Here is a 13,325-nt window from a genome sequence, read left to right on the forward strand (position 1 = left end):
GCGTAAGTCATGAAAATTGCTGTAGATGCCATGGGAGGAGACAATGCTCCCAAAGCGGTTATTGAAGGCGTGATGAAAGCGGTCGAAGATTTTGAAGACCTCGAGATTACGCTGATCGGCGACCGGGAAAAAATTGCTGCCCATTTAACGGAGCACGGGCGGATCACTGTCAAGCACGCGGAAGAAGTCATCGAGGCGACAGACGAACCTGTCAGAGCCGTCAGAAGAAAGAAGAATTCATCGATGGTTCTGATGGCCGGAGAAGTCGCCGAAGGCAGGGCGGATGCCTGCATTTCCGCCGGAAACACCGGAGCGCTTATGACGGCCGGGCTCTTTATCGTCGGCCGGATTGAAGGGATTGAAAGGCCTGCGTTGGCGCCGACATTGCCGACTGTCTCCGGAGACGGCTTTCTCCTTCTTGATGTCGGAGCGAATGTGGACGCCAAGCCCGAACATCTCGTTCAATACGCCATTATGGGATCTGTTTACGGAGAACAGGTGCTGGGCGTCAAAAATCCGCGCATCGGACTTTTAAACGTCGGAACCGAAGACAAAAAAGGAAATGAGCTTGCCAAGCAGACCTTTCAAAAATTAAAGGAAACCGATTTGAATTTCATCGGCAATGTGGAAGCGCGCGACATGCTGGACGGAGTCGCTGATGTCATCGTGACAGACGGCTTTACCGGTAACGTTGCCTTGAAAACGGTCGAGGGCGCGGCGCTGTCCATTTTTAAAATGCTGAGAACGACGCTGACTTCGAGCTTCACGGCGAAGCTCGCCGCCTCTGCGCTGAAGCCGAAGCTGAAAGAAATGAAAACGAAGATGGATTACTCTGAATACGGCGGAGCCGGATTGTTCGGCTTAAAGGCGCCCGTCATCAAAGCGCACGGATCATCTGACGGACGGGCCGTTTATCACGCGATCCGCCAGGCCAGAGAGATGGTCAGCCAAAATGTCGCTGAATTTATCGAAGAAAAAATTCAACAAAAAGCAGATGAATAGTCTGGAGGTTTTAACATATGGGCAAGATTGCTTTTCTATTCCCGGGCCAAGGTTCGCAGCATATCGGCATGGGACACGAATTGTATGAAAAAGAACCGAATGCAAAGAAGATTTTTGAAGAAGCGGATCAAACGCTTGAAACAAAACTGAGCACCCTCATGTTTGAAGGGGATGCAAAAGAACTGACACTTACATACAACGCGCAGCCAAGCCTTTTAACAGCGAGTACCGCAGCGCTTCAAAAACTGAAGGAATACGGCATTAAAGCCGACTATGCGGCAGGGCACAGCCTCGGCGAGTACAGCGCATTGGTAGCTGCCGGCGCCTTGTCGTTTAAAGACGCGGTTTATGCCGTCAGAAAGCGCGGCGAATTCATGAATGAAGCCGTGCCCGCAGGTGAAGGCGCGATGGCGGCCATTCTCGGCATGGATAGCCAGGCGCTGAAAGAAGTGACGGACAAAGTTTCCGAAGAAGGAAACCTTGTTCAGCTCGCCAATTTGAACTGCCCCGGGCAGATCGTCATCTCGGGAACAGCTAAAGGCGTCGAGCTCGCTTCAGCGCTTGCCAAAGAAAAGGGCGCAAAACGCGCGATTCCTCTCGAAGTCAGCGGGCCGTTCCATTCCGACCTGATGAAGCCGGCAGCTGATAAGCTTCGTGAAGTTCTTGATGCGTGCAAGATCAGCGATGCAGCCATTCCGGTCGTCTCCAACGTAACAGCCGACTTTGTAACAGATAAAGACGACATTAAGAATAAACTGATTGAACAGCTGTATTCTCCTGTGCGATTTGAAGAAACAATCAGCCGCCTGATTGACGAAGGCGTGACGACGTTCATCGAAATCGGCCCCGGAAAGGTTTTGTCAGGGCTTGTGAAGAAAGTGAACCGCAGAGTCAAAACGATTGCTGTGTCAGACCCGAACACAATTGAACTTGCCGTTCAAACGTTGAAGGAGGAAAACGAAAATGCTGGATAATAAAACAGCCGTTGTTACAGGAGCCTCAAGAGGGATCGGCCGCGCGATCGCCCTGGACCTGGCGAAAAACGGAGCAAATGTCGTCGTCAACTACGCGGGCAATGAAGCGAAAGCGAACGAAGTTGTAGACGAAATCAAAGCGCTCGGCCGCGATGCGTTTGCTTTTAAAGCAGACGTTTCCAATGCGGATGAGGTTCAGGCGATGATGAAGGAAGCGGTCGGCCGCTTCGGCACGCTTGACATCCTTGTCAACAATGCGGGTATTACAAAAGATAATCTGTTCATGAGAATGAAAGAAGATGAATGGGACGACGTCATTAACATAAACTTAAAAGGTGTGTTCAATTGTTCAAAAGCCGTAACAAGACAGATGATGAAACAAAGAAGCGGCCGGATCATCAACATCACCTCGGTTGTAGGCGTCGTCGGTAACGCCGGACAGGCCAACTATGTCGCGGCTAAATCAGGCGTGATCGGCTTGACGAAAACGCTGGCGAAAGAGCTTGCGTCAAGAAATATCACCGTTAATGCAATCGCTCCGGGGTTTATTTCGACGGAAATGACGGACAAGCTGACAAAAGATATTCAAGACGAAATGCTGAAGCAGATTCCGCTTGCACGGTTCGGCGATCCGTCTGACATCAGCAGCGCCGTTGTTTTCCTCGCATCTGACCATGCGAGCTACATGACCGGCCAGACGCTGAACATCAACGGCGGAATGGCTATGGTTTAAACGAAATCAAAAATTGAATTATCTCTGGTTTTTTAAAAACGAATCAACTATAATACTTGAGGGGAGGTGAATAGCTATGGCAGACGCATTAGAGCGTGTAACAAAAATCATCGTAGACCGCCTCGGCGTGGATGAAGCCGACGTCACTCTTGAAGCTTCTTTTAAAGAGGATTTAGGCGCTGATTCCCTTGATGTAGTTGAGCTTGTCATGGAACTTGAAGACGAGTTTGATATGGAGATTTCTGACGAAGATGCTGAAAAGATTGCAACAGTCGGTGACGCTGTGAACTACATAAATAGTAAGCAGTAAGCTCATTTAAAGTCCCGTTTAAAGACGGGGCTTTATCCCTTTATAAATGCGGCTTTAATTTTAATGTTTTGCTGCCCAATGATACACGAACCTGCCTTTTCATAGGAGGTGAGGTGAACTTGATGTGCCCATATGGAGGTTGCTATGTCAAAACATTCACATTTCAGAGACAAAAAAATGTTTCAAAAGAAAGCGGAGCAGTTTAAAAAGTTTCAGGAACGGATTTCGGTTCAATTTCAAAACGAGAAGCTTTTATATCAAGCATTTACACATTCATCTTATGTGAATGAGCATCGAAAGAAGCCATATGAAGATAATGAGAGGCTTGAATTTTTAGGAGACGCCGTTTTGGAACTGACGATTTCTCAATTTTTATACGCCAAATACCCGGCGATGAGCGAGGGTGATTTGACGAAATTGAGAGCGGCGATCGTATGTGAGCCTTCTTTGGTTTCCCTGGCCCATGAGCTTTCTTTCGGAGAGCTTGTTCTATTGGGAAAAGGAGAGGAAATGACTGGAGGAAGAAAGCGTCCGGCGCTTTTAGCCGATGTGTTTGAAGCTTTTATCGGTGCGCTCTATCTGGATCAGGGGCTCGAAGCTGTCGTGGCCTTTCTGAAAGCGTACGTTTTCCCTAAAATCGACGATGGTGCTTTTTCTCATGTGATGGATTTTAAAAGCCAGCTGCAGGAATTTGTACAGCGCGACGGACGAGGTATTCTGGAGTATAAAATCCTTCAGGAAAAAGGACCGGCGCACAACCGCGAATTTGAAGCAAACGTATCGCTAAAAGGAGAAGTACTTGGGGTGGGAAGCGGCCGTTCCAAAAAAGAAGCAGAACAGCATGCCGCTCAAGAAGCGCTCGCGAGGCTGCAAAAACACCATATGAAACAATAAATCCCCCTTGCAAAACTCAGGGGGATTTCAATGTATTTTAAGCCTTTTCGATGGGGTTATGATAGAATTGTAATACTTTAATACATAAGGAGGATCACCATGTTCCTCAAACGTTTAGACGTGATAGGATTTAAATCGTTTGCAGAACGAATTTCTGTAGATTTTGTAAAAGGCGTGACAGCTGTCGTCGGTCCGAACGGCAGCGGAAAAAGCAACATTACCGACGCGATCCGCTGGGTGCTCGGTGAACAGTCCGCCAAATCGCTCAGAGGCGGCAAAATGGAAGACATCATTTTTGCAGGCAGCGATTCGCGGAAAAAGCTGAATCTTGCCGAAGTGACGCTGACGCTTGACAATGACGACCGCTTTTTGCCGATCGATTTTCACGAAGTCAGTGTGACGAGAAGAGTCTACAGATCTGGGGAAAGCGAATTTCTCATCAACAACCAGCCGTGCCGTCTGAAAGATATCATTGATCTTTTTATGGATTCGGGGCTTGGAAAAGAAGCGTTTTCCATCATCAGCCAAGGCAAAGTCGAAGAGATTTTAAGCAGCAAGGCTGAAGAGCGGAGAAGCATCTTTGAAGAAGCGGCCGGCGTATTAAAATACAAAACGAGAAAGAAAAAAGCCGAAAACAAGCTGTTTGAGACACAGGACAATTTGAACCGTGTCGAAGACATCCTCCACGAGCTCGCAGGGCAGGTGGAGCCGCTGAAAGTGCAGGCTTCGATCGCCAAAGACTACCTTGAAAAAAAGGATGAGCTTGAAAAAATCGAAATCGCGTTAACGGCGTATGATATCGAAGAGCTTCACGGAAAATGGGAAGCCCTTCAGCAGAAAGTCGAAAAGGCGAAAGACGAAGAGATGTCTTCGTCTGCGGCCATCCAGGCAAAGGAAGCCAAAATCGAAGAGGCAAGAGACAAAATTCAAGCGCTCGACGAATCGGTCGATGAGCTTCAGCAAGTGCTGCTTTTGACAAGCGAGGAACTGGAGAAGCTTGAAGGCCGGAAAGAAGTGCTGAAGGAACGCAAAAAAAACGCGACGCAAAACAGAGCTCAGCTTGAAGAAGCGCTCGTCCAGCGCAGTGAAAAAGAGCGAAGCCTGAAAGAAAAAATCGCCGCGCAGAAGCTTGTGTTTGAAAAGCTCGAGGCCGAAGCAAAAGAGCTTGCCCGAAAGGTGAAAGAAAAGAATCAGGCTCTATCCGGATACAGCGAAAATGTAGAAGAAGAAATCGAACAGCTGAAAAGCGATTATTTCGAGCTCTTGAACGAACAGGCATCCGTCCGAAACGAGCTTCAATTTCTTGAAGACCAAATGTCCCAATCCGCGGCGCAGCAAAAACGACTCGCGCAAAACAATGAAAAATATTTAAGCGAGCGGAAGGAAATCGCCGACCGAAAGATGAAAACCGAACACGAATTCAGCCTCGTCGACGAGCGCCTTCACAGCCAGATTCAAGCATTCAGGGACGCGCAAAAAAGCTATGAACAGAAAAAAAGCCAGTACGAGAAAAAGGAATCCGCCCTTTACCAAGCTTATCAATACGTTCAGCAGGCGCGCTCCAAAAAGGAAATGCTTGAAGCGATGCAGGAGGACTTCTCAGGGTTTTATCAAGGCGTCAAAGAAGTATTAAAGGCCAAGAGCGAGCTTCCGGGCATTCGCGGTGCGATTGCAGAGCTGTTAAAGACGGACGAGCGGTATGAAACAGCGATTGAAATCGCGCTCGGCGCAACGGCCCAACATGTTGTCACTGACGATGAAGACGCCGCCAGACGGGCGATTCAATATTTGAAAAAGCATTCGTTCGGAAGGGCGACCTTTCTCCCGCTTTCCGTCATCAAAGAGCGCCGCATTCAGTCGCGAGATATCGAAGCGGCGAAAGAAAATCCGTCGTTCATCGGCATCGCCAGCGAGCTTGTTTCGTTTGATCCGGCCTACCGGACCGTCGTGCAAAACCTGCTTGGCACCGTGCTGATCACCGAGCATTTAAAAGGCGCCAACGATCTTGCCAAACGGCTCGGCCACAGATACCGGATCGTCACCCTTGAAGGGGATGTCGTCAATCCGGGCGGTTCAATGACGGGAGGAGCCGTTAAGAAAAAAAGCAGCTCGCTTCTGGGACGCAACAGGGAGCTGGAAGCCCAGACAAAACGTCTCGCCGAGATGGAAGAGAAAACCGAATTGCTCGAAAAAGAAGTGAAAGCCCTGAAGCAGACGATGCAAGAGCTTGATGCCAAACTTCAGTCACTCCGCGAGGACGGGGAAGGCTTAAGAACCGAACAGCAGGAAATCAAAGGGCGTCTGTACGAACTCGAAATCGCCGAGAAAAACGTCAACAGCCATTTGGAGCTCTACGACCAGGAAAAATCGGCTCTGCTCGAAGGGGACGAAGACAAGAAACGGCGTAAAAAAGAGCTTGAAGAAAAGCTCACATCGATCGCCGGCGGGCTGAAGCGCCTCGATTCCGAAATCGAAGCCATGACGGAGCGGAAACAGACACAGACCTCGACGAAAGAAGCGCTGCAAAGCGAGCTGACCGATTTGAAAGTGGTGCTGGCGAAAACCGAACAGTCGTGTGCGAATGAACGGGAAAAGCTCACAAGGCTTGAAGAAGAGTATGCCGAGAATGCGGAAGCGCTCAAAATTGCCGAAGAGGATCTCTCTTTCTTGACGACAGAAATGTCCTCCAATACTTCCGGGGAGGAAAAACTTGAAGAAGCTGCGAAAAAGAAGCTGAACGACAAAAATAAAACCGCAGAGCTTATCGCATCAAGAAGAGAGCAGCGGATGAAACTGCAAAAAGGCCTTGAAACCGAAGAGCTGGAACTGAAAGAAATGAAGCGCCAGTATAAGCAGATGGCAGGCCTCTTAAAAGACGAAGAAGTCAAGCTCGGCCGCATGGAAGTCGAACTCGACAACCTGCTCTCTTTCCTGCGGGAAGAGTATGGACTTTCATTTGAAGGGGCGAGGGAAAAATATCCTTTGGAGCTTTCCCCTGAAGAGGCGAGGAAGCGCGTCAAGCTGATCAAGCTTGCAATCGAAGAGCTGGGAACGGTGAACCTCGGCAGCATTGAGGAATTCGAAAGGGTCAATGAACGCTACCTCTTCCTCTCGGAGCAGAAAGACGACCTGCTCGAAGCGAAAAATACGCTCTTTAAGGTTATCGAGGAAATGGATGAGGAAATGACGAAGCGTTTTGCGGAAACATTTGCACAGATCAGTTCTCATTTCGAAGACGTCTTCCGGGCGCTGTTCGGCGGCGGAAGAGCCGAACTCAAGCTGACAGATCCGAATGACCTGCTCCAATCGGGCGTCGATATTATCGCTCAGCCTCCGGGCAAAAAGCTGCAGAACCTGAGCCTGCTTTCCGGCGGGGAACGGGCCTTGACGGCGATCGCGCTCCTGTTTTCGATCCTCAAAGTCAGACCGGTTCCGTTCTGCGTGCTGGATGAAGTCGAGGCGGCGCTTGACGAAGCGAACGTGTTCCGCTTTGCCCAATACTTGAAAAAATACAGCCATGAAACCCAGTTTATCGTCATCACCCACCGAAAAGGAACGATGGAAGAAGCCGATGTTCTTTACGGCGTGACGATGCAGGAATCAGGCGTTTCCAAGCTGGTCTCAGTCAAGCTTGAAGAAACAAAAGAACTAGTTCAATAAAGCGAGGTTACAGGACATGAGCTTTTTTAAAAAACTGAAAGAAAAAATCACACAGCAGACCGATTCGGTTTCAGGCAAATTTAAAGAAGGCCTGGCGAAAACGAGAAATACGTTTCAGGAGCGGGTCAATGAGCTTGTCTCCCGCTACCGGAAAGTGGACGAGGATTTTTTTGAAGAGCTTGAAGAGGTTCTGATCAGCGCTGATGTCGGCGTTTCAACGGTGATGGAGCTGATTGACGAACTGAAAAGCGAGGTCAAACGAAGAAATATTCAGGACCCGAAAGAGGTTCAGTCCGTCATTTCTGAAAAGCTCGTCGAAATCTATGAAGGCGGGGAGCAGGAAGCAGCAGAGCTCCGCGTCGAAGACGGCCGCTTAAACATCATTTTATTCGTCGGCGTAAACGGCGTCGGCAAAACGACGACGATCGGCAAGCTTGCCCATCAATTCATCAAAGAAGGCAAAAATGTCGTCCTTGCTGCCGGAGATACATTCAGAGCCGGCGCGATCGATCAGCTTGAAGTGTGGGGAGAGCGCGTCGGCGCGCATGTCGTCAAACAGGCTGAAGGCTCGGACCCTGCGGCCGTTATCTATGACGCCGTTCAAGCCGCGAAAGCGCGCGGCGCCGATGTTCTGCTTTGCGACACGGCAGGACGTCTCCAAAATAAAGTGAACTTAATGAAAGAACTCGAAAAGGTAAAGCGCGTGATTCAGCGCGAAGTGCCTGATGCACCTCATGAAGTGCTGCTCGTACTGGATGCGACGACAGGACAGAACGCGATGACACAGGCGCGCGAATTTTCCAAAGCGACTGATGTCTCCGGCATCGTGCTGACGAAGCTCGACGGAACGGCAAAAGGCGGCATCGTCCTCGCCATCCGCCACGAGCTCCAGATTCCGGTCAAGTTTGTCGGACTGGGAGAAAAAATGGATGACCTGCAGCCGTTTGAAGCAGAGTCATATGTATACGGCCTGTTTTCCGATCTGATCGAGAAAGAAGAGTAGGCGCGGAAAACCCCTTCGCCGGGGTTTTCTTTTTCGCCGTCATGTATGACAAGATAAAAACTTGACAGATCAAATATTTCAGCGTAAACTAATGTATCGTAAAGGGATTTGACTTAACAAAGGGGAGAGTCTCATGACGCTTGAAAAAACAACGAGAATGAATTACCTATTCGATTTCTATCAGTCGTTGTTGACATCAAAACAAAAAAGCTACATGTCGCTTTACTACTTAGACGATTTCTCCCTTGGCGAAATAGCTGAAGAATATCATGTCTCAAGGCAAGCGGTCTATGACAATATCAAGCGGACCGAAGCCATGCTTGAGCAATATGAAGAAAAGCTACTTTTGTTTAAAAAATTTCAAGAGCGCAATAAGATTTTTGAAGAGCTGAGAAAGCTGACTGACGGTCAGCCCGAAGCGGAATCCCTAATCGACGCGCTTGAGAAATTAGATTAGGAGGCGGCACTTAATATGGCATTCGAAGGATTAGCCGACCGACTGCAGCAAACGATCTCAAAAATCCGCGGAAAAGGAAAAGTAACGGAGCAAGACGTCAAAGACATGATGCGCGAAGTCCGTTTAGCGCTCCTTGAAGCGGACGTCAATTTTAAAGTCGTGAAAGATTTTGTGAAAAAGGTAAGCGAACGAGCTGTCGGACAAGACGTCATGAAAAGCCTGACGCCCGGACAGCAGGTCATTAAAGTGGTAAAAGAAGAACTGACGGAGCTGATGGGCGGCGAGGAAAGCAAGATTGCCGCTGCAAAGCGTCCGCCGACCGTCATCATGATGGTCGGTCTGCAAGGGGCCGGTAAAACGACGTCGACCGGAAAGCTCGCCAACCTGCTTCGCAAAAAACATAACCGCAATCCGCTGCTCGTGGCAGCAGACATCTACCGCCCGGCGGCTATCAAACAGCTGGAAACGCTCGGCAAACAGCTCGATATGCCGGTATTTTCACTGGGTGACAAGGTCAGTCCGGTTGAGATTGCCAAGCAGGCCATCGAAAAGGCGAAAGAAGATCATCATGACTACGTTCTCATCGATACGGCAGGACGCCTTCACATTGATGAAGACCTGATGGATGAGCTTGAGCAGGTAAAAGAAACAGCTCAGCCGGAAGAGATTTTCCTTGTCGTTGATTCCATGACGGGTCAAGATGCGGTAAATGTTGCCAAAAGCTTCAACGAACAGCTCGGTGTGACGGGTGTCATTCTGACGAAGCTTGACGGTGATACAAGAGGCGGGGCGGCCTTGTCGATCCGCGCCGTGACCAACACGCCGATCAAATTTGCCGGAATGGGCGAAAAGCTTGATGCGCTGGAGCCGTTTCATCCCGAACGGATGGCCTCGCGAATTCTCGGAATGGGCGATGTGCTCACCCTTATCGAGAAAGCCCAGGCCAACGTAGACGAAGAAAAGGCGAAAGAACTCGAGCAAAAAATGAAAAATATGAGCTTTACGCTCGACGACTTTTTGGAACAGCTCGGACAGGTCCGCAATATGGGGCCGCTTGAAGATCTGATTCAAATGATGCCCGGCGCAGGCAAAATGAAAGGCTTAAAAAACGTTAAGGTTGATGAAAAACAGCTCAGCCATATCGAAGCCATCATCAAGTCGATGACCGGGAAGGAAAAAGAGCAGCCTGAGATCATCAATGCAAGCAGGCGCAAACGGATTGCGAAAGGAAGCGGGACATCCGTACAGGAAGTCAACCGTCTTTTAAAGCAATTTGAAGAAATGAAAAAAATGATGAAACAGATGACAAACATGACAAAAGGCAAGAAAAAAGGGTTTAAACTGCCCTTCATGTAAACCTGTTTTCAGATGATAAAAACGTTGTTAAGAAAAAACACTTTACAAACACTTTTATCATTGTTAATATACTATCTTGTTGAAATATTTTCGGAGGTGCTAGTAAAATGGCAGTAAAAATTCGTTTAAAACGTATGGGAGCAAAAAAATCTCCTTTCTATCGTATTGTTGTAGCAGATTCTCGTTCACCGCGTGACGGTCGTTTCATCGAAACAGTCGGAACTTACAACCCGGTTGCAAAACCAGCGGAAGTCAAAATTGACGAAGAGCTTGCGCTTAAATGGCTTCAAACAGGAGCTAAACCATCTGACACGGTTCGCAACCTGTTCTCTAAAGAAGGCATTATGGAAAAATTCCACAACGCTAAACAAAGCAAATAATGAGTGATCTGCACTTGGAAGAGCTGATTGTATCACTGGTCAAACCGCTTGTGGATCATCCGGATGACGTTCAGGTTTTCAGAGAGGAAAATCCAGAGCGGACGATGTTCCGCTTGTCTGTCAACAGAGAGGATACCGGCAAGATCATCGGCAAAAAAGGGCGCACTGCAAGGGCGATACGCTCTGTCGTATTTGCGGCAGGCGCACAGTCTTCTAAGAAAGTTCAACTTGAGATCGCAGACTAAGGGGAGAGGGTGAAAACCTCCCCCTTTTTTAACATGTAAGAAAAATAGAAACAGATGAACGATTCCGATTGTCAGCTTATGCCAGGCTGCCGGATTTCAGGGAAAGGAAAAATCACGGGACAGTAGGTGATGATGCCATGCAAATTATCCAACGTGTTACCGTTATGCAGGTTTTGACTGAAAACAGCAAAAAAAAGCTGCTGGCTTCTTTTGAAGAACGAAAGGAAATCCTTGAGCGCGAATGCAACCAGCTCTATTTTCAGCTCAGGAAGCACGAAAAGGAACACCACAATCCGGCAGCGACTGAATCATTTAAAAAAGAAATTGAAAAACGTCAGGACAAGATTAAAATGATCGTTTTTCAAATCAATCAAATCCATACACTGCCGCTTGGCAGCGAAGTAAAGGAAAAAGAAATCGACGCTTTAATGGACATTGAAGTCGGGGATAATTGGCATGATATGACGACGGGAAAAACAATCGTGATTAAAGACGGGATCGTCATTGAAATTCGTCCGAGGTGAAGAAATGCTGAAACAATGGTTTAATGTAGGGAAAATTGTTAATACTCATGGGGTAAAAGGCGAAGTCCGCGTCATTTCAAGAACCGATTTTCCTGAGGAACGGTACAAGCCCGGAAACGCTCTCTACTTGTTCCGTGAAGGAACAGACGAGCCTGTCAAGGTGACCGTCAGCGCCCACAGGCTTCATAAACAGTTCCACCTTTTGCAGTTTAAAGAGGTTGAAACGCTCACCGAAGCCGAAAACTTAAAGAATGCCTTGATTAAAGTTCCCGAAGACCAATTAAGCCAGTTGGCGGAAGACGAGTACTACTTTCACGAAATCATCGGCTGCGATGTTTTTTCGGAAGACGGGGATTTAATCGGCAAGGTCAAAGAAATTTTAACGCCGGGCGCCAACGATGTCTGGGTCGTGGCCAGACCGGGAAAGAAAGACGCGCTTATCCCTTATATCGACGCCGTTGTCAAAGAGATTAATGTGGCGGATCAAACGATCAAGATTCATATCATGGAAGGGTTACTTGACGAATGAAAATCGATTTTTTAACGCTTTTTCCGGAAATGTTTGAAGGTGTGCTCGGCTCGTCGATCCTGCAAAAAGCTCAGGATAAGGACGCTGTCCACTTTCGCGTGGTGAACTTTCGGGCCTTTTCCGACAACAAGCATCAAACCGTTGATGATTATCCATACGGCGGGGGAGCAGGAATGGTGCTGAAACCGCAGCCTGTCTTTGATGCGGTCGAAAAGCTGACAGCTGAAGCCGAAGGGTCTCCGAGAATCATCCTCGTCTGCCCCCAAGGGGAACGCTATACCCAACAGAAGGCTGAAGAACTGGCGCAGGAAGAGCATTTAATGTTCATTTGCGGGCATTATGAAGGGTATGATGAGCGGATCAGAGAGCACCTGTCTACAGACGAAATTTCGATCGGAGATTTCGTTTTGACAGGGGGAGAGCTGCCGGCGATGATGATCGCAGACAGTGTTGTGCGGCTTTTGCCGGGCGTGCTCGGCAAGGAAGAATCGCACCTTGAAGACTCTTTCAGCACGGGGCTTCTTGAACACCCTCATTATACGCGGCCGGCAGATTATAAAGGCCTGAAGGTGCCGGACGTTCTGACATCCGGGAACCATGCGAAAATCAAAGAATGGCGGCGGAAGGAGTCTCTCAGGCGCACTTTTTTAAGGCGGCCCGACCTTCTGGAAAACTATCCTTTATCTGAAGAAGAGCGAAAATGGATTTCTGAATGGAAAAACCGGTAGATTCTATTGCACCCGGAAAAAAGGTGTGGTATGATACTACTTGTGACTTGAACGGGAACGCTCGTTTAAGTTTGAAAACGATGTTCCGCTGTGCCGGTTAACTCGCGCAAGAGCATCTGTTGGAAGGAGTTGAAGACGATGCAAAAATTGATTGAAGATATCACAAAAGAACAATTGCGCACTGATTTGCCTGCGTTCCGTCCTGGTGATACTTTACGTGTACACGTTAAAGTTGTCGAGGGTAACCGTGAGCGTATCCAGGTTTTTGAAGGTGTCGTGATTAAGCGTCGTGGTGGCGGAATCAGCGAAACTTTCACAGTTCGTAAGATTTCTTACGGTGTCGGAGTTGAGCGTACATTCCCATTGCACACACCGAAAATCGCGAAAATCGAAGTTGTCCGTCATGGTAAAGTACGCCGTGCGAAACTTTATTACCTGCGCGAACTTCGTGGAAAAGCGGCTCGTATTAAAGAAATCAGACGATAAAGATAACGAACGAAAAGAGCTTGTTAACCATAACAAGCTCTTTT

General features: G+C 48.3%; 15 protein-coding genes. All 15 read left to right on the top strand.

Translation table 11 applies throughout. The annotated features are described in order from the left end of the window. The first annotated feature begins 9 nt into the window (after positions 1-9). Positions 10-1,002 carry a phosphate acyltransferase PlsX gene (gene plsX / locus MKZ04_RS04070; RefSeq protein WP_020451361.1) on the top strand — a complete coding sequence of 331 codons (993 nt, stop codon included), beginning with the start codon at positions 10-12 and terminating at the stop codon, positions 1,000-1,002. Positions 1,003-1,019: 17 nt separating this feature from the next. Next, on the top strand, positions 1,020-1,976 hold the full coding sequence (gene fabD / locus MKZ04_RS04075; protein ID WP_035338785.1) for an ACP S-malonyltransferase: 957 nt from the start codon (positions 1,020-1,022) through the stop codon (positions 1,974-1,976). Further along, entirely contained in the window at positions 1,966-2,709 is a 744-nt protein-coding gene (fabG, locus tag MKZ04_RS04080) for a 3-oxoacyl-[acyl-carrier-protein] reductase (RefSeq protein WP_103749013.1), read from the top strand. Before fabD ends, fabG begins: the two co-directional genes overlap by 11 nt. 76 nt (positions 2,710-2,785) lie before the next feature. Beyond that, entirely contained in the window at positions 2,786-3,019 is a 234-nt protein-coding gene (gene acpP, locus MKZ04_RS04085; protein WP_003181706.1) for an acyl carrier protein, read from the top strand. A gap of 144 nt (positions 3,020-3,163) precedes the next feature. Continuing rightward, the gene (gene rnc / locus MKZ04_RS04090; protein WP_023857216.1) at positions 3,164-3,913 is read left to right on the top strand and encodes a ribonuclease III; all 750 of its coding nucleotides are present in this window, start codon (positions 3,164-3,166) and stop codon (positions 3,911-3,913) included. Positions 3,914-4,012: 99 nt separating this feature from the next. Further along, positions 4,013-7,573, top strand: a complete 3,561-nt coding sequence (gene smc / locus MKZ04_RS04095; protein ID WP_035338780.1) for a chromosome segregation protein SMC — start codon at positions 4,013-4,015, stop codon at positions 7,571-7,573. Positions 7,574-7,589: 16 nt separating this feature from the next. Then, entirely contained in the window at positions 7,590-8,576 is a 987-nt protein-coding gene (gene ftsY, locus MKZ04_RS04100) for a signal recognition particle-docking protein FtsY (protein ID WP_020451366.1), read from the top strand. A gap of 133 nt (positions 8,577-8,709) precedes the next feature. After that, entirely contained in the window at positions 8,710-9,033 is a 324-nt protein-coding gene (locus tag MKZ04_RS04105; protein ID WP_020451367.1) for a putative DNA-binding protein, read from the top strand. Positions 9,034-9,048: 15 nt separating this feature from the next. Beyond that, positions 9,049-10,389 (top strand): signal recognition particle protein, encoded by a 1,341-nt coding sequence (ffh, locus tag MKZ04_RS04110; RefSeq protein ID WP_020451368.1) that lies wholly within the window; start codon positions 9,049-9,051, stop codon positions 10,387-10,389. Positions 10,390-10,496: 107 nt separating this feature from the next. Next, a complete protein-coding gene (rpsP, locus tag MKZ04_RS04115; protein WP_006638197.1) occupies positions 10,497-10,769 on the top strand; it encodes a 30S ribosomal protein S16 in 273 nt (90 codons plus the stop codon). After that, positions 10,769-11,014, top strand: coding sequence for a KH domain-containing protein (locus tag MKZ04_RS04120; protein WP_023857213.1), 246 nt, complete (start codon positions 10,769-10,771; stop codon positions 11,012-11,014). Before rpsP ends, MKZ04_RS04120 begins: the two co-directional genes overlap by 1 nt. A 137-nt stretch (positions 11,015-11,151) precedes the next feature. Further along, positions 11,152-11,538: a YlqD family protein gene (locus MKZ04_RS04125; protein ID WP_020451370.1), complete on the top strand. Its 387-nt coding sequence runs from the start codon at positions 11,152-11,154 to the stop codon at positions 11,536-11,538. Positions 11,539-11,542: 4 nt separating this feature from the next. Beyond that, on the top strand, positions 11,543-12,067 hold the full coding sequence (gene rimM, locus MKZ04_RS04130; protein ID WP_035338777.1) for a ribosome maturation factor RimM: 525 nt from the start codon (positions 11,543-11,545) through the stop codon (positions 12,065-12,067). Further along, positions 12,064-12,795: a tRNA (guanosine(37)-N1)-methyltransferase TrmD gene (gene trmD, locus MKZ04_RS04135; protein ID WP_020451372.1), complete on the top strand. Its 732-nt coding sequence runs from the start codon at positions 12,064-12,066 to the stop codon at positions 12,793-12,795. The genes rimM and trmD overlap by 4 nt, the downstream gene beginning before the upstream one ends. Positions 12,796-12,933: 138 nt before the next feature. After that, a complete protein-coding gene (rplS, locus tag MKZ04_RS04140) occupies positions 12,934-13,281 on the top strand; it encodes a 50S ribosomal protein L19 (protein ID WP_020451373.1) in 348 nt (115 codons plus the stop codon). Positions 13,282-13,325 lie beyond the last annotated feature (44 nt).

It is taken from the genome of Bacillus sp. FSL W7-1354 (genome assembly GCF_038002405.1).
Classification (GTDB): Bacteria; Bacillota; Bacilli; order Bacillales; family Bacillaceae; genus Bacillus; species Bacillus paralicheniformis.